Genomic DNA, 21678 nt, shown 5'->3' with positions numbered 1-21678 from the left:
AAGCAACATGAGCGACATTCAGGCCCAGTTTTCGGTTCTCAAGCAAACCGCCGAGCCCAAGGTGGTCGACCAGATCGAGCGGCTGATCGATCGCGGCGAGGATCACGAGCTGAACCGCATCAACGCCATCGATTTCTCCAGGCAGCATGGCTTCGATGAGGAGCGGGTCATCTCCGCCTTCCTGCATTCGGCGCGTCTCGGACTGTTCGATCTGAGCTGGAACGTCTTGTGTCCGGGGTGCGGCGGCGTGCTCGGCGCCCACACGACGCTGAAGGCGCTGCGGCCCGACGACTATCATTGCGCGCTCTGCGCCTGCGGCTACAAGGCGTCCGTCGACGAGGCCGTCGAGGTCTCCTTCACCGTCAGTCCGCGCGTGCGGCGCATCGCGGCGCACGACCCCGACTCGCTTTCGGTGTGGGAGTATTTCAAGCAGATGTTCTGGAGCTCGGGCGTCGACTTCAACAAGGAGTCGTTCGCGACCCTCGCCAATGAGGTCACGCTCGACACGCTCGAGCTTCCGGCCGGCGAAAAGGCGACGATGTCGCTCCAGCTTCCGAACGATTTCGTCATCGTCTTCGAGCCGGTGACGCATGCCGCGCATTTCATCGATGTCCAGGGCGAGCCGACCAAGGAGCGTCAGCAACTCGCGATCATGTACAACAAGGTCCAGGCCCCGACGGGAACCACGACCTTGCGGCCCGGACCCCTGCGGCTGTCCCTGGACAATCAGGCCGGCGTGCGCGTGCTGCCGACCGTGTTCATCGCGGCTGAGGCGCTGCATCATTTGATCGGCAAGCGCAAGCCGTTCCTCACCGCCAAGCGGATGCTGTCCAACCAGACCTTCCGCGATGTCTTCAAGGCGGACAATCTCAACATCGATCAGCGGTTGCAGATCACCTCGCTGACCTTCCTGTTCACCGACCTGAAGGGCTCGACCGCGCTCTATGAGCGCGTCGGCGATCTCGCCGCCTTCGACCTCGTGCGCGCGCATTTCCATGCGCTGCTCGAGATCATCGCGTCCGAAAAGGGCGCGGTGGTGAAGACGATCGGCGATGCCGTGATGGCGACGTTCGTCAAGCCGGAGGACGCTCTTGTCGCCGGCTTGCGCATGCGTTCCGCGATGGAGGAGTTGAACAAGAAGCGCGGCTCCGAAGATCTCGTTCTCAAGATCGGCATTCATGAGGGGCCTTGTCTTGCGGTGATGCTCAACGAGCGCCAGGACTATTTCGGCCGGACCGTCAACATTGCCGCGCGCGTGCAGAGTGTGTCGATGGCCCAGGAAATCCACATCACCGGTCCCGTGCTGGACGCGCCGGCGGTCGCCAGGATCCTGGAGCAGTGGTCGATCAAGCCGATCCAGAAACAGGCCGCGCTCCGCGGCATCGCCGACAAGATGGTGGTGTACGAACTGCCGTGAGGGATTCGCAGCGCCGACATATTCTCCGCTGTCGTCCCGGACAAGCGAAGCGCGGATCCGGGACCCAACCACAGGACAGCGGAATAGGCACGCTGGAGGCCCCAGCGCGTTTCAACAATTTCCATTCGGGGTAATGGGTCCTGGCTTTCGCCAGGACGACGTCGGGGTGTAGCGGCTTGTTTCACTCGGAAGCCGCGCCGATCAGATTGCCGAAACGTAATGCAGCGCGGGGCATAAGCGCGCATTGCGCGGGGCGAATTTCCCGCTCATATAAAGGAGACAGGCCGCCGTTGCGGCGCCACCCATTGCGGCAGGATTTTCATGCTCGACGGACTGCGCCAATTCATAGCCGACATTGTCGCCCCCCAGGCGGGGGATCGCGCCTTCGGCGACACCGACTATCGCCTGGCGGCGACCGCGCTGCTGATCCATGTGATCTCGCTCGACGGCGAGCCGACGGAAGCCGAACGGCGCAAGCTGCACAACCTGATCGAAAGCCATTTCTCGCTGGATCGCGGCACTGCGGACCGCCTGATCGCCTCCGCAACCCAGGTCGAGGGCGAGGCGGTCGATCTCTATCACTTCACCAGCGTCATCATGCGCTCGCTCAATGAAGAGGGCCGCAAGCGCATCGTCGAGATGATGTGGGAGCTCGTCTATGCCGACGGCCAGGTCACCGAGTTCGAGGACAACGTCGTCTGGCGTGCCTCCGATCTGCTCGGCGTGTCACAGCGCGACCGGATCGACCTCAAGCATCTCATCGCGGGTCGCCGCACCGGTCAGGTCAATGACGGCATCGCCAGTACTTGAGCGCATCGATGGGACGCGGCCAGTCGCGACCACATGACGAAACTTTAATGTATCCGCCGATCACAGCCTAGCCGAATACCCCTGCAAATCAGCGGTTTTTCTGCATCCTCCATCTCGGCTGCTCGTCGCGAGGCCGACGGGCGCCTTGCATCGCTCACGCGGCCTATGCTCTCGTCCTGGGGTGTCGCCCCAATTTCGCTGGCATTGAAGAGATTTCGATCGTGACTGAGCGTGTGACGCTGATTACCGGTGCCTCGGCGGGCATAGGCACGGAGCTGGCGCGCGTGTTTGCCGCGAACGGTCACCGCCTGGCATTGACGGCGCGTCGTGCCGACCGGCTCGATGTATTGGCCGGCGAGATCGCAGCCAAGGGCGGCAAGGCCCCGATCGTGATCGCCTGCGATCTCGAAGAGAATGGCGCGGGCGAGAAGATCGCGGCGGCACTGGCCGCTGCCGACGTCGAGCTCGACCATCTCGTCAACAATGCCGGCTTCGGGGTGTTCGGCGACGCGATCGAGTGCGATCGCGCCGCGCAGCTCGGCATCATCGACGTCAACATCCGCGCGTTGACCGATCTGTCGCTACGTTTCGCGGACCAGCTCGTCAAGAACAAGGGTGGCATTCTCAACGTCGGCTCGATCGCGGGCTTCCTGCCCGGCCCGGGCATGGCCGTCTATTACGCCTCCAAGGCCTACGTCATCTCCTTCACCGAGGCGCTGCGCGGCGAGCTCGGAGCGCGCGGCGTCCGCGTCACCGTGCTTTGCCCGGGACCTGTGGCGACCGAATTTCAGGCCCGCGCCGGATTTGTCCCCGGATTCGATTCCGCCGTTCTCGACGTCTCGGCCGCTGATGTTGCGCGCGCCGCCTATCGCGGGCTGATGGCCAATAAACGGGCGGTGCTGCCTGGCCTCGGCATCAAGATCGTGCCGTTCCTGCTGCGCTTCTTCCCGCGCGGCTTCATTTTGGCCGCCGTCGGCGGGTTCCAGAGGCGCCGGCGCTAGAGCATGATCCGGAAAAGTGTGAAGCGGTTTTCCGAAAAGATCATGCTCAAACAATAACCTGAAGCGCGATGATGATTTCATCCCTATCTCATCACACTTTAGCGCACTCCGATTTGGCCCGGCGCTTGCTTTGTCTCGGTTCAGTGTGTGCGCAAACTCACACGAAATTAACGATCGCTTAGTTATGCTGGCGATCTGAACCTATGGCTTTTGAAAAAGGGCGATGTCGTTCCGGACGGACAGGTTTGGCGGTGCGGAGGTGGTCCCCTTCAGGAGAAGGGCGCCAGACGCCGCCGCCGACCGTAAGCCTCCGCTGCCCGTGCTGATCATCCTGCATCAGGAATCCTCGACGCCCGGCCGGGTTGGAAACGCCTTGCGCGCGCTCGGCCATCGCCTCGACATCCGCCGGCCGCGCTTCGGCGATCCCTTGCCCAAGACGCTCGAACATCACGCGGGTGCCGTGTTTTTCGGCGGGCCGATGAGCGCCAATGATTGCGACGACTACATCCGCCGCGAGATCGACTGGATCGAAATTCCGTTGCGGGAGCAGCGGCCGTTTCTCGGCATCTGCTTGGGTGCGCAGATGCTCGCGATGCAGCTCGGGGCTCGCGTCGCACCGCACCCCGACGCGCTCACACAGATCGGCTACTATCCGATCCGTCCGACGGCCGCGGGCCACGCGCTGTGCCCGGATTGGCCGGGCAAGGTCTATCACTGGCACCGCGAAGGCTTTGAGCTGCCCGGCGGCGCGGAGCTGCTCGCCGAGGGCGATGATTTTCCGGTGCAGGCGTTCTGTGCCGGCAATGCCTTCGGCTTCCAGTTTCATCCCGACGTGACCTACGCGATGATGCATCGCTGGACCACGCGTGGCTATGACGGCCTGAGTGCGCCCGGCGCGTGCGCCCGCCACCATCATTTCGCGGACCGCGCGGTCTATGACGTTGCCGAACGGGCCTGGCTGAAGAATTTCATCGATGGCTGGCTGGTGCGCAGACCTGTCATGGCACAAGCCGCTGAGTGATCGCAGCGCGGCTTGGTCTTCGCCTTGCGGACGCGCAACGGCTGATCTTGTGCGACTGAAGTCGATTGGATGGAAGGCAAGGGCCAGCTTCGTCCGTCTTCGCCCTTTGGGCTTCGCCGGACACCACGCTTCGCCCCTCGGACTCTTGCGTGGCTGCGCCACGCGTAGCCCGAAGGGCGAAGCGTGGTGGAGCCAGGCGGGATCGAACCGCCGACCTCGTCATTGCGAACGACGCGCTCTCCCAGCTGAGCTATGGCCCCGTTTGCTGGCCGCTCTGGTAAACGCGGCCGACAACCGGGGGCCATTTAAGTCCCCGCCAAGGTCAAGTCAAGGACGGGCATAACCCGGTTTTGGCCGGTCGGTGCCGGGACTTCCCTTGTTTGGGCCGGGGGGAACCGATATCTAGCAAAAGGCCTCAATCCCCACCGGAACCAGAGTTCTCACAGCCATGCGTGCCGTTCTCGACATCGTCCTCATCGTGCTCGACCTCTACGTCTGGCTGCTGATCGCCTCCGCGATCCTGTCCTGGCTGATCGCTTTCAACGTGGTGAACACCCGCAACCAGTTCGTCTCGGCGGTGGCGGAATTCCTGTACCGCATCACCGAGCCGGTGCTGGCGCCGATTCGCAATTTCCTGCCCAACCTCGGCGGCATCGACATCTCGCCGATCATCCTGATTCTGATCATCTTGTTTATCCAGAAGGTGATCGCATACTACATCTACCCGAACGTGATTTAGGCGAAGCAGGCGGGCATTGGCCTCGACAAAGCCCTCTACAGAACCCTGGCGCTATTCCACCTCGGGCATCAGTATCGCGCTGCGGGTCACGCCGCGCGGCGGCCGTGACGACATCGACGGCATCGAGGCGCTCTCCGACGGCCGCAGCGTGCTCAAGGTGCGGGTGCGCGCGATTGCCGATGGCGGCGAGGCCAACCGTGCGGTCTTGCAGCTGCTTGCGAAATCGCTCGGCGTGCCAAAGGCGAGCGTGCGGCTGCTCTCGGGTGCCACCTCGCGACTGAAGCAGATTGCGGTCGACGGCGACCCGGCGCGCCTTGGAGAGGCGTTGCGCCGGCTTGCCGCGGCCAAGTCGACGAATGGGGATTAGGACATGACGGCCAAAATCATCGATGGAAAAGTCATTGCAGCGGAGCTCCGCGCCCGCGTCGCGGACGAGGTTGCCCGCGTCAAGCGCGAGCACAATTTGGTCCCGGGCTTGGCTGTCGTGCTGGTCGGCAACGATCCCGCCAGCGAAGTCTATGTCCGCTCCAAGCACGCCCAGACGCAGGCGGCCGGCATGGCCTCGTTCGAGCACAAATTGCCGGCCGACGTCTCGCAGGCGGATTTGCTGGCGGTGGTCGCAAAACTCAATCGCGATCCCGCCGTGCACGGCATTTTGGTGCAGCTGCCGCTGCCCAAGGGTCTCAATACCGAGGCCGTTATCAACGCCATCGATCCCGCCAAGGACGTCGATGGGCTGCATCCGAACAATGCCGGCCGGCTCGCGGGCGGTTTCCAGGCGCTGTCGCCGTGCACGCCGCTCGGCTGCATCATCCTGACCAAGAGCGTGCACGCCTCGCTCGAGGGCATGAACGCCATCGTCCTCGGCCGCTCCAACCTGGTCGGCCGTCCCCTGGTGCAGTTGCTGCTGAACGAGAACGCCACGGTGACGATTGCGCATTCGCGCTCGCGCGATCTGCCTGGGCTCGTCCGGCGTGCCGACCTCGTCTACGCTGCCGTCGGCAAGGCGGAAATGGTGCGCGGCGACTGGCTGAAGCCGGGTGCGACCGTGATCGACGTTGGTATCAGCCGCGTTCCCAGGGAGGGCGGCAAGACGCGTCTCGTCGGCGACGTCGCCTATCAGGAAGCGTTGAACGTTGCGGGTGCGATCACGCCGGTGCCCGGCGGCGTCGGCCAGATGACGGTGGCGTGCTTGCTGGTGAACACGCTGCGCGCCGCCTGCGCAATCGCCGGCCTGTCGAAGCCGGCGGTGTAGAACTCCGATTGACATTCCGGTGCTAACGCACCATCCCGGAATGACCAGGTGATTCAGCCCGCCGTATTCTCGATCAGCCGCCGGTAGAAGCGGATCATGTCGGCATAGCCTTCGATGCTGAGGCGCTCATTGGTTCCGTGAAACCGTTTCAAGTCCTCGCCATTGGCGCGCACCGGCGAGAAGCGGAAAATGTTGTCGGCAATATCAGCGTAGTGGCGTGAATCGGTTGCGGCGACCATCAGGCTGGGCGCGACGACGACGTCGGGAAAGATCTCCCGGATCGTGCGGTTCAGCGCTGCATAGGATTTGCTCGCGGTCCCCGTCACCGGCGGCGGATCGGTATTGCCGGGAAACGGTGCGATCGAAATCTTCTCGTTGTCGATCGTGGTGCGGACATGATCGGTGACGCTGGCTTGCGTGTCGCCGGGCAGCAGGCGGAAATTCACGGTGGCCTCCGCATTTCCGGGCAGCACATTGTCCTTGTCGCCGGCATTGAAGATCGTGAGCGCGGTGGTGGTGCGGACCATCGCCTCGCTCGGGCCGTTCTTCCCGAACTCGCGCAAGAGCAGCGGCTTGAACAGCCAGAGGTTGGAGAGAGCGATGCGGCTGAAGCCGCTCATCTCCGGCGCCAGCGTGTCGAACATCTCGGCGACCGCGCCGCGGATATGCATCGGCAGCCGGTGATCCTCCAGCCGCGCCAGCGCCGCGCTCATCATGCCGATCGCGGTCTCGCGCGGCGGCATCGAGGAATGTCCCGGCGTCGTATGCGCGGTCAGCACGAGGGTCGCATAACCCTTTTCTGCGACACCGATCAGCGCGGCCGGCTTGCCCAGGCCCTTCATCATGCCTTCGGCGATCAAGAGGCCTTCGTCGAGCACGAAGTCGAGATGCACGCCGCGCGCGGCAAGCGTGGCCGCGATCACCTTGGCGCCGCGCGTGCCCGCAACCTCCTCATCATGGCCGAAGGCGAAGTAGATCGTCCGCTTCGGGCGGAAGCCGTCCTTCGCCATCTGCTCGGCCGCCTCCAGCATGGAATAGAGGTTGCCCTTGTCGTCCCAGGAGCCGCGGCCCCAGATGAAGCCGTCGGCGACAACGCCGTCGAATGGTTTTTGCTGCCAGTCCTTCTCGGTGCCCGGCGCGATCGGCACCACGTCCTGATGCGCGAGCAGCGCGATCGGCTGCGCCTTGGGATCAGAGCCTTCCCAGGTATAGAGCAGGCTGTGGCCGCCGATCACCTCGCGCTTGGCTGTCGCATTGAACGCCGGAAAGCTTTGCGAGATATGCGCCTCGAGCCCGCGCAGAGCGTCAGCGTCCTGCTCCGGATTGAGGAAGTTCGAGATGGTCTGGAAGCGGATCGCCTCCGACAGCCGTTTTGCCGCGCTCTCGGTATCGACGGTGGCGCGGGGGATCGGCGCGACCTGCACCTGGCGCGACGCCCGCGTGGAGACGTTGAACAGCAAGACGCCGGCGAGCACGAGCACGCCGGCGGCGATCAACAGAACGACATTGCGGATGATCCTGAGAAGCCGGCGCATAGCCATTCCAAACGAAGCTCGTGCCCCGGACGCAGCGCAGCACGCCAGTGATGCGCTGCCGAGCCAGGCCCAGCGGCACCATGGGTCCCGGCTCAGCGGCGCATCATTTCATGCCGCACCGCGTCCGGGACAAGAGGCCTCTACTTCTTCTTCGCGCGCTCGATGCCTTCGAGGATCAGCTTGTGCGCCTCCTCCGGGCCACCCCAGCGCAGGATCTTCACCCATTTGCCCTTCTCGAGGTCCTTGTAGTGCTCGAAGAAGTGCTGGATCTGCTGCAGCGTGATGTCGGGCAGGTCGCTATAGGCTTTGACCTTGTCGTAGCGCTGCGTGAGCTTTGACGACGGCACCGCCAGGATCTTCTCGTCGCCGCCGGCCTCGTCCTCCATGAACAGCACGCCGACCGGGCGCACGCTCATGACGGCGCCGGGGATGATGGCGCGGGTATTGACGATCAAGACGTCGCAGGGGTCGCCGTCATCCGACAGCGTGTGCGGGATGAAGCCGTAATTGCCGGGGTAGCGCATCGGCGTATAGAGGAAGCGGTCGACCACCAGCGTGCCGGCTTCCTTGTCCATCTCGTACTTGATCGGCTCGCCGCCAACCGGCACTTCGATGATGACGTTGACTTCGTTTGGCACTTTGGCCCCGATCGAGACCGCATCGATACGCATAAAAGACTCCGTGTTTGTCGAAAGGATCTCGCCCGGCAGCGATTTGGCGCTGTCATACGCGGGCTTGGCCCGCCGATCCATCGACTTTTCGCGAAATTATGAACCCCGGTTCTACCGGCTCAAATGGTCGAACGGTATCGGCGGAAGGATGTACGGCCGACCCAACGACGGCAGATCAATTGGTCCAGGCGAAAGCGACCTTGTCGAGCGATTTGGGCCCAAACCGCTCTGAGGAGCGCGCCACCATGCGGCCACCCAGCGCCCGGTAAAACTCCGTGGCCGAATCGTTATCGGACAGCGCCCAGACCACCATGCTCTTCAAATTGCTCTGCGTCAGGTCGCGGCGGGCGGCGGTAAACAGGCGCCGGCCGAAGCCCAGCCCCTGGAATTCCGGACGCAGGTAAAGCTCGTAGATCTCGCCGTCGAAATGCAGGCTGCGGGCGCGGTTGCGGCCGTAATTGGCGTAGCCCGCAATCTTGTCGCCGAACACCAGCACGCTGACGCGGCTGCCCTTGCGGATCGCGCTGTCCCACCATTGCGGGCCGCGACGGTTGATCAGCTTTTCAAGCTCGGCACCGGGGATGATGCCCTGATAGGCCGAGCGCCAGGCTTCGTCATGAGTAGACGCCACCGCGGCTGCGTCTGCAGCTTTGGCCGGCCGGACCTCGATCAGGGTTGTGCTCATGGACGCGATCAAACCAAGTCGCCGGGCCGGCGGCAAGAGCCATCGTTAATTATCGGTTAACGTGTGGATTTTCTGCATCAGTTTCATGGCCGTGTTGTACCGAAAGAGGACAGGGCGCCGCTTTGGACGGCATTGGCCTGCCGCGCACCGGTGCAAAACTGCTTTGTGACAAAGGCCTTCATGGCGGCCACGCAGAAAAGTCCGCCCAGGATGATTCGTTCCAGCTACTCTGGCCTTCGCTGTTCGAATCCGCTTCCGGCAAACTCATGCGGTCCCTGAAGCTCGTCGTTATCCTTTGTTGGCTCGCCATGCTGGCGGCCTCGCCCGTATGCGCACGGAGCGCGTTGGGCGCCGCGGGCGCGGAAGGCGAGCCGTTTCGCCGGCAAGAGTGGCGCGTGCCGACATCCGACCCGACTGTCGCGGCGCGCGCCCTGCTCTTCCGGCCGCCCGGCGACGGCCCGTTCCGTCTCGCGCTGATCGCGCATGCCTCGACGCAGAACGTGCTGCGTCGTGCGCAAATGCCGCAACCGGAGTACCGCGCGCTGGCTGCATTCCTGGTCGCGCGCAGCTTTGCCGTGCTGGTGCCGGAACGGCTCGGCCATGGCACAACCGGCGGCCGCTATGTCGAGGATCAGGGCGGCTGCGACGAGGCGGATTATGCGCGCTCGGGCCGCGCCACCGCCGAGGAAATCGCACGCGCGCTGGAATTCTTGCGAGAGCAGGATTTTGTCCACAAGGATGGCGCCGTCGTGCTCGGTCATTCCGCGGGCGGCTGGGGCGCGCTGGCACTCTCCAATGCCGACCCCAAGACGGTTGGCGCCATCATCGTCTTCGCACCCGGGCGCGGCGGCCACGCCAACGACTTCCCGAACCAGATCTGCGCGCCACATACTCTCACCTCGGTGGCAGGCGAGTTCGGCAAGGCGGCGCGCGTGCCCGTCACGTGGCTGGTGGCGGCCAACGACACCTATTTCGCGCCGGCATTTTCGCGGCAATTGGCCGATGCGTTTCGCATCAATGGTGGCAAGGTCGATTTCCGCGCCCTGCCTGCCGTGGGCAGCGAGGGCCATTGGATGATCGAGGCTGAAGCCGGCGTCAAAGCCGTCAGCGCCGAGCTGGAACGCGTGCTGAAATCGCCGAAGCCCGTGGCAGTCAAAAAACCATGACGTTGTATTTCGTGGTCAAATATCTGCACGTCATGGGCGCCATCGTCATTCTCGGTACCGGCAGCGGCATCGCGTTCTTCATGCTGATGGCGCATCGCAGCCAGGATGCCGAGTTCATCGCGCGCACGGCCTCGGTCGTGGTGATCGCGGATGCCCTGTTCACGCTCTCGGCCGTCATGCTCCAGCCGGTCACGGGCGGTCTCTTGATGATGCTCTCGGCGACGGCGATCACGGAGCGGTGGCTGCTCGTCTCGCTTGCGCTCTACGCGGTCGCCGGGCTGTTCTGGGTGCCCGTGGTGTTCATGCAGATCGAGATGCGCGATCTCGCGCGCAAGGCGGTGGTTCAGCGCGTGGCCCTGCCGCCGCGCTATTTTGTGCTGTTCCGCCGGTGGTTCGTCTTCGGCTTCCCGGGGTTTGGCGCGACGATGCTGATCCTCTGGCTGATGATCGCAAAGCCGTTTTGAGTGACGCGATGAGTGAAGTGGTGCACAACATTCTCCTGCTGGGAGCCTCCGGCCTGATCGGCCGCTTCGTCACCGACGATCTGCGCGCCCGTGGCTTTCGCGTCATCGGTGTGGCGCGACAGCTGTCGCCAGCGCAGAAGATGAGCGCGCTCGACATCGAGTTGCAGATCCTCAACCTCGATGCGGCGGCGCTGACGCGCCTTTTGAGCGAGCATGCGGTCGATGTGATCGTGAATTGCCTGGGCGTGCTCCAGGACGCCCCCGGAAGCGACATCAATGCGGTGCATCGCGACTTCGTCGCGCGCCTGTTGCAGGCGATCGGCGCGAGCGGTCGCACGATCCGGCTGGTGCACATCTCGATCCCCGGCGCGGCCAACGAGGATCACACAGCGTTCGCCACGACCAAGCGCGAGGCCGAGCGCCTGATCGGCTCTTCCGGCATTCCTCACGCGATCCTGCGCCCCGGCTTCGTGGTCGCACCGTCGGCTTATGGCGGCAGCGCCATGCTGCGCGCGCTCGCTGCCTTTCCGTTCGACCTGCCGGCCAAGGAGATGGCGACGCCCTTCCGGCCCGTTGCGGTCGAGGACATCGCGGCCACGATCGCCTGGCTCGCGGCGCGCGACATCGACGATCCCGCCGTGAAAGCCGTCAGCTGGGATCTGATGCAGGCGGAACAGGTGGCGATGGCCGGTGTCATCAAGCAGTTCCGCATCGCCTTTGGCACCGCAGGCTGGTCGCATTTTGCGATGCCGACATTCCTGCTCGATTGCGGCGCGTGGGCAGGCGATCTCGCCAGCCGGCTCGGCTGGATGCCGCCGATGCGCTCGACCGCGATCGCCGAACTGCGCCGCGGCGTGACGGGCGACCCGCAGCATTGGATTGCAGCTACAGCCATCGTGCCGAAGACGCTGACAGACACGATTGGGCGTCATCCCGCCACCATCCAGGACAAATGGTTCGCGCGGCTATACCTGGTCAAGGCGCTTGTCTTTGCGAGCCTGGTCGCGTTCTGGGTCGTCTCCGGCTTCATCGCCCTGTTCGTTTCCTACCGCGCCGCCGCTGGCATCCTGTCGGCGCACGGCTTTCCAGCCGCACTGGTCGATCCCGTCACCATCGGTACCAGCCTGATGGACATGAGTATCGGGGTGCTCATCGCGTTCCGCCGCACCGCGGGCGTCGGGCTCGTCGCGGGCATCATCGCCTCGCTCGGCTATATGGTCGGCGCGGCGATCCTGACGCCCGATCTCTGGATAGAGCCGCTCGGCGCGTTGGTGAAGACAGGACCGGCCATCGTGCTGATGCTTGTCGCACTTCTGATGCTGGATAACCGCTGATGCCCAGATGGCCCGACGACGACGTGATCCTGTTCGACGGCGTCTGCATCTTCTGCTCACGCTGGGTCCGCTTCGTCGCGACGCGCGACACGGCAAAGCGCTTTCGTTTTACGCCGATCCAGTCGGGCTATGGGATGAGGCTCGCGAAAACCTTCGGCATCGATCCCGATGATCCCGACACCAACGCGGTCGTTCACGGCGGTGAGGCGTTCATGAAATCGGACGCCGCACTTACGGTGCTCTCGCAGCTTCCCCGCTGGGGCTGGGTGCGCGCGCTGTTCGCCGTGCCGAAGCCGCTGCGGAACGCGCTCTACAATCTCGTCGCACGCAACCGCTACCGCATTTTCGGCAAGTACGATGCGTGCTTCGTGCCGGACGCAGATTTGCGGGCGCGGGTGATCGAGCAGTAGCCCTCGTCATTGCGAGGAGCGAAGCGACGAAGCAATCCAGAATCTTTCCGCGGAGGGATTTCCGGATTGCTTCGCTGCGCTCGCAATGACGGAGTTCGTTGCTACAGCTTTGCCATTTCCGCCAGCACTTCCTTTGCGGCGCGCTCCCCCGAATCTCGCGCTCCGTGTGCGGTCGAAAAAAAGTTCGGCGACGTCGCTTCGCCTGCGAAGAACAGCCGCCCATCGACGGGAGCCGCCAGCACGGCGCGGTCGCCGGCATGACCGGGGAGCGCGTGAGAATAGGAACCGCGGGCGAAGGGGTCGTGAGCCCAACGCGACTCACGCAGCGGTTTCAGCTTGCGCCTGATGTCGTTGCCGAGGTAACCGGCGATCTCGTCGATGCTTTGTGCGGCGAAGGCGCCGTCGCCGGCGTCCTCCAATTCGCGTGCAAAGCGGCCGCCGAAAAAGCCGTCGATGCAGGGCTGACCAAATGGGCGGATGTGATAGGTGCCCATGGCGGTGCGCATGGTGGCGCCGCGCAAATTGCCTTCCTTTGGAAAGGCTTCCGCGTTCTCCAGCGCCAGCGTCACCTTGTCATCGACGCCCAGCGGCAGGCCGCGCGCGGCGTCGACCTTGGCCGGGAGCTGCGGCGAGAACCGGATCGCTTCATCTGCAATCAGGTTGGTCGGTACCGTGACGATCACCTTTGCTGCATCGAGCGTGCCGAGCGACGTGTCGAGCCGGATGCGTTTGCCGGCGTGATCGATCAGCATGACGTTGCAGTTCAGTGCCACGGGACATGACGCACCATAGGCCGCGATCAGCGCGCCAAACCCGGCCCGCACGCGCCAATTGAAGTAGGTGTCCTCGTAAGCGTCCATGTCCAGAATAGAGACGCGGTCGAGCTCGCAGCCGTTTACATAGGTCGAGACTGCGTTGATCATCGGATTCCAGCGATTGCCGGGTTCGAGATAGCGTTCGGCTGGTGCATCCTCGTCGTCTTGCGCAGCTTCCGCGACGCGCTCATAGAATTCGTCGATCGCGCGTCCGAAGTCCTCGCGCTCGCTGTCGGGAAACACCTCGCCAAAGGCGCGATCGCGCCAGGGCGGAAGATCCCTATTGACCTCGAAATTCAGTCGTTCGGCGATTCCTACGAAGGAATTCTTGTCCGCCGAATGCAGCCAGCCGCAGCCGACATCGAACGTCACCTCCGGAGAGGCCTGGACGGTCCAGGCGCGGCCGCCGAGCCGGTCACGCGCCTCCAGTACGATGACAGAGAGGCCCGAGTCCTTCAGCGCATGCGCTGCACCGAGGCCAGCGGCGCCCGCACCAATGATCGCGACGTCGACGGAGGAGGGGAGGGAGATCATGGCTGGGCTCTAGCACGTTCGCTGAGAAGCCACCATAAACGAGCTGTCATCACCCGCGAAGAAGGCGGGTGATCCAGTATTCCAGAGACAGTAGTCGTGTATTGAGAAGCCGCGGCGTACTGGATGCCCCGCCTGAGCCCGTCATCGGGCTCGCCGAAGGCGAGACCCGGTGGCGGGGCATGACAGTGAGATGACAGCGGGAGTGGCTTTACGCCACTGCTTCCTTGGCCTTCTCGGCGCGCTTGCGCTCGTTCGGGTCGAGGTGCTTCTTGCGCAGCCGGATCGACTTCGGCGTCACCTCGACGAGCTCGTCGTCCTCGATATAAGCGAGCGCCTTTTCCAGCGTCATTCGGATCGGCGGGGTCAGGCGCACCGCCTCGTCCTTGGACGTGGTGCGGATGTTGGTGAGCTGCTTGCCCTTGAGAACGTTGATCTCGAGATCGTTGTCACGGGTGTGCTCGCCGACGATCATGCCGCGATAGACCTTCCAGCCCGGCTCGATCATCATCGGGCCGCGATCTTCCAGCTTGAACATGGCATAGGCCACCGCATCGCCCTGGTCGTTGGAGATCAGCACGCCGTTGCGACGGCCCTGGATCTCGCCCTTGTACGGGGCATAGCCGTGAAACAGGCGGTTCATGATTGCGGTGCCGCGGGTGTCGGTCAAAAGCTCGCCCTGGTAGCCGATCAGGCCGCGGGTCGGCGCGTAGAACACCAGGCGCTGACGATTGCCGCCCGAGGGCTTCATTTCAATCAGCTCGGCCTTGCGCTCGCTCATCTTCTGCACGACGACGCCGGAATGCTCCTCGTCGACGTCGATGACGACTTCCTCGATCGGCTCCATGGTGGCGCCAGTGGCTTCGTCCTTCTGGTACACGACGCGCGGACGCGACACCGAGAGCTCGAAACCTTCGCGGCGCATGGTCTCGATCAGGATCGCGAGCTGCAATTCGCCGCGGCCCGACACTTCCATCGCATCCTTGTCGGAGGCTTCGACGACGCGCAACGCGACATTGCCTTCCGCTTCGCGGAGCAGACGGTCGCGGATCATGCGGCTCGTCACCTTGTCGCCTTCGGTGCCGGCGAGCGGGGAGTTGTTGACGATGAACGACATCGACACGGTCGGCGGGTCGATCGGCTGTGCCGGCAGCGGCACCTCGACGGTCGGATCGCAGAAGGTGTCGGCGACGGTGCCCTTGGTGAGGCCCGCAATCGCGACGATGTCGCCGGCTTCGGCTTCCTCGAGCGGCGTGCGCTCGAGACCGCGGAACGCCAGGATCTTGGTGATGCGGCCCTGCTCGACCAGCTTGCCATCGGCGTTGAGCACCTTGACCTGCTGGTTCGGCTTGAGGATGCCGGACGAGATGCGGCCGGTGATGATGCGGCCGAGATAGGGGTTGGCCTCCAGGATGGTGCCGATCATCTTGAACGGGCCTTCCTCGACCTTCGGCGGTGCGACGTGGCGCAGGATCAGGTCGAACAGCGGCTCCATGCCCTTGTCCTTCGGACCTTCGGGGCTCTCGGCCATCCAGCCCTGCTTGGCCGACCCGTAGAGGATCGGGAAGTCGAGCTGTTCCTCGCTGGCGTCGAGCGCCGCGAACAGGTCGAACACCTCGTTGATCACCTCGGTCGGGCGCGCATCGGGGCGGTCCACCTTGTTGATGACGACGATCGGCTTCAGGCCGACCTTGAGCGCCTTGGAGACCACGAATTTGGTCTGCGGCAGCGGGCCTTCGGCGGCATCGACCAGCACCAGCGCGCCGTCCACCATGTTCAGGATACGCTCGACCTCACCGCCGAAATCGGCGTGGCCTGGGGTGTCGACGATGTTGACGCGGGTGTCCTTCCACTGCACCGAGGCGGCCTTGGCCAGGATGGTGATGCCGCGCTCGCGCTCCAGATCGTTGGAGTCCATGGCGCGTTCGGTCACCTTCTGGTTCTCGCGGAAGGTGCCGGATTGCTGGAGGAGACGGTCGACCAGGGTCGTCTTGCCGTGGTCGACGTGGGCGATGATGGCGACGTTACGAAGATTCATGAGTGAGCTTCTTTGCGGTCGAACAATGGGTTAGCGCGATCTCGCCGGTCAGACCGGGACCTCTTCTCGAAACAACGCTGGAAACCTGAGAAACGGGCGCTTTCCGCCCAAAAAGGAAACCCGGCCATCAGAGCCGGGCACCTAACGCGTTTGCAGCGCAATATAGGCAGAAAACGCCAAAAAACAATGCGTTCTTTCGGGATTGGTTGACTGAATTTTGTCCGGGAATCCCCGGGGCTTAGGAGCGGGAGGGGGTTAGCGGACCCCCTTCCGCGCCGCCATCGGCCTCCTCCGTCGGATAGACCCCGCGCAGCACCTCCTCGAAATGGTCCTTCACCGCGTCATTGCACAGGCAGGCCCGCAACTTCAGGCCATCGCGGTTGCGCACCAGGATCGAGCCGCGGCGAGTCTCGATCACACCTTGCGCCTTGAACGACTGGATGACGCGGCTTGCATAGCTGCGCCCGACGCCGAGCAGCGTCGCGAGCTGCTCGTGGGTCAGCGGCACGCTGTCGTCGCCGTCGGTGCGCTCCATCGCGGCCAAGATCCATTTGGCGGTGCGCTGCTCGATCGAATGAATGGCGTTGCAGGCCGTCGACTGGAAGATCTGCGCGAGCATGCAATCGGCATAGCGGGCAAAGACATTGCGCAGCGATGGCGAGCTCCGCTTGGCAGCCTCGAGCTTGCCGACATGGATGCGCACGAAGGGGCCGCCGAACTTCACGACGATCCGCGTATAGGCCGGCAGATAGCCCTCGCTGACGATGCCGCCGACGGCGCCCTCGCGGCCGACCAGAATGGTCTCGACGTCGCGGCCGTCCTCGTTGGGTACGAGGAAGGTCGCAAGCGACGGCCCGCAGGGAAAGTGCACGACCTGGACGTCATCGCCGGGATTGTAGAGCAGTTCGTTCGCCGATGCTGTCTCGCTTGTCAGATGCGGCGCGATCAGCGCGTAGTCGGCCTGGCTCAGTCGCCGCAGCAGATTGTTGTAGGGCCGGCTCGCAATCTCGGCTGACTTGCTGCTTCGCGCATCCATCCCAAAACTCCCCGGATCTCCCCTCGACATTAGCGGGTTCCATTCGGCGTTAGTGTGCACAAGTGGACAGACGGGAAAACTGTGGTGTGGTGGGTTTCGTTCCTGGAACCACCGGTGCGCGGGGCGCATGCATCGGGCCAAGGCCATCCTGATCGGAACGACCATGCAGCCCTCAACCGACGAGATCATGCAGCGCGCTTCATTCGACGGCTTCGATGTCCCCGCCGACGTGCTGATCGTTGAAGACGATCCGATCATCGCGATCGATTTCGAGGACCGCCTGCTCGGCTTCGGCGTGAAGCACGTGCGTACCGTTGCTTCGGTCGCGCGTGCGCTGGATACGATCACCGACCGCGTACCGGACTTCGCGCTGCTCGATGTCGAGCTGGTGCGTGAGAAGAGCTTCGCGATCGCCGAGCGCCTGGTCGCGCTGAAAATCCCGTTTGTCTTCGTGACCGGCTATGGCGCGGAGACGCGGATTCCGCCCGAGTTCGCTGACGTGCCTCGGTTGCAGAAGCCCTGCTCGAGTGACGCGATGGAAGCCGCACTGCGCGCGCGTGCCTCCAGGTAGCAGCTTCCTCTAAGCGAGCTTCGGATCGAGCGTGGTCGACCACAGCGCGACGTCGGCGCGGTCACGCAGGGTCACGGTCATCTGCCCGCTGGCGCCATCGATCTTGACGTGCCCGAAGAATTGCATGCCGGCGGACGGCGGCAGGTTCTGCTTGTCGAGGCCTGGTGCCTTGATGAAGCGCACGTCCGGTCCAAAGGTGTTGTCGAGTTCGTTCGGCCCGAACGTGCCGGCATGCAGCGGACCCGAGACGAACTCCCAGAACGGCTCAAAATCCTGGAATTGCGCTTTGTTCGGATCGTAGTAATGCGCCGCGGCGTAGTGCACGTCGGCGGTCAGCCACACCGTATTCTTGATCGGCGCCATCTTGATGAAGCGCAGGAGGTCGGCGATCTCGAGCTCGCGGCCGCGCGGCGGGCCATCGCCCTGCGCAAAGGCTTCCGACCCCTTCTTGTTGGCTGCATCGTCATAGACGAGCAGGCTGAGCGGCATATCGGAGGCGATTACCTTCCAGGTCGCGCGTGAGTTGAGCAGGCCGCGCTTCAGCCAGGCCATCTGATCGGGCCCAAGGAAGTAGGACGCGGGGCCGTATTCCGTTTCCAGGTTCGGACCATTGGGGCCGCGATAGCTGCGCTCGTCGAGCATGAAGACGTCCAGATGCGGGCCGTAGGAGATCTGGCGATAGACCCGGCCCGGCTCCACGATGCTCTCGCGCATCGGATACATCTCATGGAAAGCGCGCGCCGCGCGCGCGGCGAGCAAGGTGATGTTGCGCTCCTTGTAGGTGGCGGGCAGATCCTTCGACAGCGACCAGTTGTTGGTCACCTCGTGGTCGTCCCACTGCACGAAGATCGGCACCTCGGCATTGAAGGCGCGGACGTTGTCGTCGGTGAAATTGTATTTGTGCGCGGCACGGAACTCGTCGAGCGTCTCGGCGACCTTGGCCTTTTCGGGGATGGTGATGTTCTTCCAGGTCTTGCCATCGGCCAGCTTCACCTCGGAGGGGATCACGCCGTCGGCATAGATCGTGTCGCCGGAATGCAGGAAGAAGTCCGGACGGTGCTTGTGCATTGCGGAGAAGGTGAACATGCCGCCGTCGTCGGGGTTGATGCCCCAGCCCTGACCGGCAACGTCGCCGCCCCAGACGAAGCTGACGTCGCGGCGGTCAGCGGGCGCGGTGCGGAAGCGGCCGACCACCGGCTCGCTCGCGATCGCGGTGTGAGAGAGATCGCGGAAACGGACGCGGTAGAAGATGTCCTGTCCGCCGGGCAGATTTTCGACCAGCATCTTCGCGGTGAAATCGCTCTCGGGCAGCGCGGCGATCGGCGGCAGCGCGCGGGCATCCTTGAAGCTATCCGTCGTCGCCACCTCGACCAGCATCTGGGAGGGACGATCGGCGCGCGCCCAGACCACGCCGCCGTCGACCGTGACGTCGCCCGACTGCACGCCATGGGTGATCATCGGACGGTCGGCCGCGCGCGACACATAGGGCATCGCGATCGCACCGAGCGCACCGGCGCTGGTGGAGAGGAATTGGCGGCGGGAGAATTTGATTTTCATGGGGAATCGTCTCGGAAGCGGTCAGGGCGGCTGCCGTCCTGCGAAGCCAACGCTATATTGAGACAATGTGACGCAGCGATTACGCGCGCAAGCAATTACGCGTTGCCGGCAGCGCGGAATTGGGCGCCGGCGCGCTGCAGGTTCTGCGGCAGGCTGAGCAGCGCCGCCTTGCGGTCTGCGACCGCAGCGTGGAACTGGTCCAGCGCGATATTGAAGGCGGTGAGCCCGCCTTCCTCGATGGCGCCGTGGTCGAAGCAGCGCAGCGTATCGCGCAGAATTTCGTCGGCCTCGCCTTGCATCTGGTCGAGCTCGTCGACGGTCTCGGAGCGCCGCGCCGCGGCGATCATGTCCAGCAGCCGCTCGCGCAGGTGGCTGTTGTTGTCGCGTTCGTCCTTCTTCAGGTAGCCGGCGAACCAGGCGCCGATCGAGCCCATCGCCGAGAGCGCCATCAGGCTCCACCAGATGTAGTCGCTGTATCTGTCGAGGAAGGTCTTCTCCTCGCCGTCGACGAAGGCGGCAGCGCCCGGATGCACGGGGATCACGGCGTCCTTGTCTGTGTCGGGCGTCTCGATCTTCGCCGCCAGCGGGAATTCCGTCACCAGTTGCTGGCGTATCGCGAAGAGCTGCCGGGTGAAGGCGGCAACGGTGGTTTCCGACAGACCTTTGCGCGCCACGATGTGATGGGCGAAGCTGATCGTCTTGACCTCGTCATCGGGCCGGTCGGGCGAGCCGCCATAGGTACCGGCCGGGATCTCGGCGGCTTCATAGACCGGATGATTCTGCGCGATGGCGTCGGCCGAATCGATCGCGAGGAAGGTCGGCGTGCCGCCGTCCTTGGTGGAGGCGGCGATCGCATCCGCGGTGATCTTGCTGTTGACGGGACCGGCGGCGAGATAGACGTCGGCCTTCTGGGTGCGGATCGCTTCGGCGGCTTCATTGGCCGGGAATTGCACGATCTCCACCTTGGCGGGATCGACGCCATATTGCTGGAGGATCACCTTCAGGAGATTGACGTTGGCCTGGGTGCGGCCGACCACCCCGATGCGGTGGCCGGCGAGCTGCGCGATCTTGGTGATCTTGGCGCCCTTCTTCTTGCCCTTGCCGGCCGGCGGCGCCCACAGCACGACGACGTTCTTGCGCAGGGTGGCGACGGCCTGGGCGGTCTTCGGCACGTCGAGATCGCCGCGGATAATGGCGAGGTCGACCTTGTTCTCGGCGAGCGCGTCGGCGCTTGCGGTGGCGCCGTCGGTCTGGACCGGACGCAGCCGGACATAGCCCTTGCTCTGGACGAAGGCCTGCGTCAGCGCCTGTACGACCTTGACGTCGTCGCTGTTGGCCGGGCCAACCGCGATCTTCAGCGTCACCGGCCGCATCGCAAAATAATAGCCGCCGACCAAGGCGCCGACGATGGCGAGCACGAACGCGAGCGAAACGAGCGTGGTCTTCCGCGCCGCCGATCGCGGCGACGTCGGTGTGGATGTTTCGGCCAGCTCGAGGCCCCCGGTCATCGATCTCCCATACGGGCGTTTCAGGCTCGGTTTCATCTTGGCCAGGTCATTACCCGGGCAATTGTAGCAAATTTCTTGCCTGTCAGGGTTACAACTGCGTCATGGTTAGCGGATGAACGACAACCCCTTTTGAACCCGGGCGTCGGCAGGGTGTTAGGGTAAAGTTCCCCTGAAGACGGAGGCGACCATGACGGAGCGGCTGTCGGCGGAAGCACGCAAGCAGGCCTTGAGCGAACTATCCGGCTGGACCGAGACGGGCGGCCGCGAAGCGATCGGCAGGACGTTTACCTTTAGGGACTTCAACCAGGCTTTCGGCTTCATGACGCGCGCAGCGCTGGTGGCCGAGAAGATGGACCATCACCCCGAATGGAAGAACGTCTACAAGACGGTCGAGGTGGTGCTTTCGACCCACGATGCCGGCGGCGTCACTGCGCTCGATATCGAGCTCGCCAAGGCGATGAACGTCATTGCCAGACAGGCAGGCCTTGGCTGACGTCTTGTTGCTCTGGCGGCGCATCCCCATCTTGTGATTGGCATCGGCTGGGACAATCGGCCGCGCCGACCTGAACGGGGAGTTTTGGACCATGGCTGCTGCCGAACACAGCGTCGGCTTTGAGCCGGCCGATCGGCTGGCGGAAGACCGCGAGACCGTGCGCCGGCGTTTCTGGCGCAAGCTGAAGCGCGTGGTCGCGCACCTGCCGTTCGCCGAGGATCTGCTCGCCGCCTATTACTGCGCCTTCGACAAGCAGACGCCGCGCCATGTGCAGGCATCGCTGCTGGGCGCGATCGCCTATTTCATCCTGCCGTTCGATGTCGTGCCGGATATGCTGCCGATGCTCGGCTTCACCGATGATGCCGCCGTGCTCGCGACCGCAATCAAGCTGGTCGCCAGCCACATCACGCCGGACCACCGCGAAGCCGCCCGGGCCGTGCTGAAGCGCGGTGTTGGCGAGGCAGAGGCGGAAGCGGCGTAAGCGTACCCAGCCAGCCAGACGCACCTCTGTTATTCGCACGCACCACTGTCATTCCCCGCGAAGGCGGGGAATCCAGATGCTATGGGGTAAGCGGCGACTGGGGTAAGCGGCGGTGAGGGTGTGGACACCCCTCGAACGCC

The 21678-nt window shown here is 64.1% G+C and carries 22 protein-coding genes and 1 tRNA gene; 14 read left to right on the top strand and 9 right to left on the bottom strand.

Annotated features, from left to right (window positions below):
- Nucleotides 1-7 precede the first annotated feature (7 nt).
- The 4 genes from SO139_RS36485 (at nt 8) to SO139_RS36470 (ending at nt 4249) form a co-directional block, all read left to right on the top strand.
- Nucleotides 8-1417, top strand: a complete 1410-nt coding sequence (locus tag SO139_RS36485) for an adenylate/guanylate cyclase domain-containing protein (RefSeq protein ID WP_449383391.1) — start codon at nt 8-10, stop codon at nt 1415-1417.
- Nucleotides 1418-1738: 321 nt separating this feature from the next.
- Complete coding sequence (locus SO139_RS36480; RefSeq protein WP_449383390.1) at nt 1739-2227, top strand: tellurite resistance TerB family protein; 489 nt, start codon at nt 1739-1741, stop codon at nt 2225-2227.
- Between the two features lie 221 nt (nt 2228-2448).
- Nucleotides 2449-3228, top strand: a complete 780-nt coding sequence (locus SO139_RS36475) for an SDR family NAD(P)-dependent oxidoreductase (protein ID WP_449383389.1) — start codon at nt 2449-2451, stop codon at nt 3226-3228.
- 223 nt (nt 3229-3451) lie between these two features.
- Nucleotides 3452-4249, top strand: coding sequence for a glutamine amidotransferase (locus SO139_RS36470; protein ID WP_449383388.1), 798 nt, complete (start codon nt 3452-3454; stop codon nt 4247-4249).
- Nucleotides 4250-4433: 184 nt separating this feature from the next.
- Here SO139_RS36470 and SO139_RS36465 read toward each other — a convergent pair.
- A tRNA-Ala gene (locus SO139_RS36465) sits at nt 4434-4509 on the bottom strand.
- A gap of 188 nt (nt 4510-4697) precedes the next feature.
- Here SO139_RS36465 and SO139_RS36460 point away from each other — a divergent pair.
- The 3 genes from SO139_RS36460 to SO139_RS36450 are packed head-to-tail and all read left to right on the top strand — an operon-like array spanning nt 4698 to nt 6243.
- A complete protein-coding gene (locus tag SO139_RS36460; protein WP_449383387.1) occupies nt 4698-4988 on the top strand; it encodes a YggT family protein in 291 nt (96 codons plus the stop codon).
- Between the two features lie 16 nt (nt 4989-5004).
- Nucleotides 5005-5355 (top strand): DUF167 domain-containing protein, encoded by a 351-nt coding sequence (locus SO139_RS36455; protein ID WP_449383386.1) that lies wholly within the window; start codon nt 5005-5007, stop codon nt 5353-5355.
- A 3-nt stretch (nt 5356-5358) separates the two neighbouring features.
- Nucleotides 5359-6243 carry a bifunctional methylenetetrahydrofolate dehydrogenase/methenyltetrahydrofolate cyclohydrolase gene (locus SO139_RS36450; protein WP_449383385.1) on the top strand — a complete coding sequence of 295 codons (885 nt, stop codon included), beginning with the start codon at nt 5359-5361 and terminating at the stop codon, nt 6241-6243.
- A gap of 53 nt (nt 6244-6296) precedes the next feature.
- Here SO139_RS36450 and SO139_RS36445 read toward each other — a convergent pair whose 3' ends face one another.
- The 3 genes from SO139_RS36445 to SO139_RS36435 all read right to left on the bottom strand — a co-directional run bounded on the left by SO139_RS36445 (nt 6297) and on the right by SO139_RS36435 (nt 9134).
- Nucleotides 6297-7778, bottom strand: coding sequence for a M20 family peptidase (locus tag SO139_RS36445; protein ID WP_449383384.1), 1482 nt, complete (start codon nt 7776-7778; stop codon nt 6297-6299).
- A gap of 140 nt (nt 7779-7918) precedes the next feature.
- Nucleotides 7919-8449, bottom strand: a complete 531-nt coding sequence (gene ppa, locus SO139_RS36440; protein WP_449383383.1) for an inorganic diphosphatase — start codon at nt 8447-8449, stop codon at nt 7919-7921.
- A gap of 175 nt (nt 8450-8624) precedes the next feature.
- Entirely contained in the window at nt 8625-9134 is a 510-nt protein-coding gene (locus SO139_RS36435) for a GNAT family N-acetyltransferase (protein ID WP_449383382.1), read from the bottom strand.
- A 266-nt stretch (nt 9135-9400) separates the two neighbouring features.
- Between SO139_RS36435 and SO139_RS36430 the strand changes: the two genes are divergently transcribed.
- The 4 genes from SO139_RS36430 to SO139_RS36415 are packed head-to-tail and all read left to right on the top strand — an operon-like array spanning nt 9401 to nt 12508.
- Nucleotides 9401-10300, top strand: a complete 900-nt coding sequence (locus SO139_RS36430; RefSeq protein WP_449383381.1) for an alpha/beta hydrolase family protein — start codon at nt 9401-9403, stop codon at nt 10298-10300.
- Complete coding sequence (locus tag SO139_RS36425; protein WP_449383380.1) at nt 10297-10764, top strand: DUF2269 family protein; 468 nt, start codon at nt 10297-10299, stop codon at nt 10762-10764. Before SO139_RS36430 ends, SO139_RS36425 begins: the two co-directional genes overlap by 4 nt.
- Nucleotides 10765-10772: 8 nt before the next feature.
- The gene (locus SO139_RS36420; protein WP_449383379.1) at nt 10773-12098 is read left to right on the top strand and encodes an SDR family oxidoreductase; all 1326 of its coding nucleotides are present in this window, start codon (nt 10773-10775) and stop codon (nt 12096-12098) included.
- Nucleotides 12098-12508: a thiol-disulfide oxidoreductase DCC family protein gene (locus SO139_RS36415; RefSeq protein WP_449383378.1), complete on the top strand. Its 411-nt coding sequence runs from the start codon at nt 12098-12100 to the stop codon at nt 12506-12508. The genes SO139_RS36420 and SO139_RS36415 overlap by 1 nt, the downstream gene beginning before the upstream one ends.
- A 101-nt stretch (nt 12509-12609) precedes the next feature.
- On the opposite strand, the gene SO139_RS36410 is transcribed toward SO139_RS36415, so the two are convergent.
- The 3 genes from SO139_RS36410 to SO139_RS36400 form a co-directional block, all read right to left on the bottom strand.
- Nucleotides 12610-13857 carry a flavin monoamine oxidase family protein gene (locus tag SO139_RS36410; protein ID WP_449383377.1) on the bottom strand — a complete coding sequence of 416 codons (1248 nt, stop codon included), beginning with the start codon at nt 13855-13857 and terminating at the stop codon, nt 12610-12612.
- Between the two features lie 208 nt (nt 13858-14065).
- On the bottom strand, nt 14066-15892 hold the full coding sequence (gene typA, locus SO139_RS36405; RefSeq protein WP_474802735.1) for a translational GTPase TypA: 1827 nt from the start codon (nt 15890-15892) through the stop codon (nt 14066-14068).
- Nucleotides 15893-16130: 238 nt separating this feature from the next.
- A complete protein-coding gene (locus SO139_RS36400) occupies nt 16131-16928 on the bottom strand; it encodes a Crp/Fnr family transcriptional regulator (RefSeq protein WP_449383375.1) in 798 nt (265 codons plus the stop codon).
- 187 nt (nt 16929-17115) lie between these two features.
- On the opposite strand from SO139_RS36400, the gene SO139_RS36395 reads away from it, so the two are divergent.
- Nucleotides 17116-17499: a response regulator gene (locus SO139_RS36395; protein ID WP_449383400.1), complete on the top strand. Its 384-nt coding sequence runs from the start codon at nt 17116-17118 to the stop codon at nt 17497-17499.
- 9 nt (nt 17500-17508) lie between these two features.
- Here the strand turns inward: SO139_RS36395 and SO139_RS36390 are convergent, their stop codons facing one another.
- Nucleotides 17509-19056 (bottom strand): alkaline phosphatase D family protein, encoded by a 1548-nt coding sequence (locus SO139_RS36390; RefSeq protein ID WP_449383374.1) that lies wholly within the window; start codon nt 19054-19056, stop codon nt 17509-17511.
- Between the two features lie 95 nt (nt 19057-19151).
- On the bottom strand, nt 19152-20600 hold the full coding sequence (locus SO139_RS36385) for a TAXI family TRAP transporter solute-binding subunit (protein WP_498541525.1): 1449 nt from the start codon (nt 20598-20600) through the stop codon (nt 19152-19154).
- 151 nt (nt 20601-20751) lie between these two features.
- Between SO139_RS36385 and SO139_RS36380 the strand changes: the two genes are divergently transcribed.
- Nucleotides 20752-21057, top strand: a complete 306-nt coding sequence (locus SO139_RS36380) for a 4a-hydroxytetrahydrobiopterin dehydratase (RefSeq protein ID WP_449383372.1) — start codon at nt 20752-20754, stop codon at nt 21055-21057.
- Between the two features lie 91 nt (nt 21058-21148).
- Entirely contained in the window at nt 21149-21538 is a 390-nt protein-coding gene (locus SO139_RS36375; protein ID WP_449383371.1) for a YkvA family protein, read from the top strand.
- Nucleotides 21539-21678: the final 140 nt, after the last annotated feature.

The sequence above is a fragment of the Bradyrhizobium sp. UFLA05-89 genome (assembly GCF_059803475.1).
The sequence above is the reverse complement of the archived record's forward strand: the minus strand, read 5'-3'. Positions and strand labels throughout refer to the sequence as shown.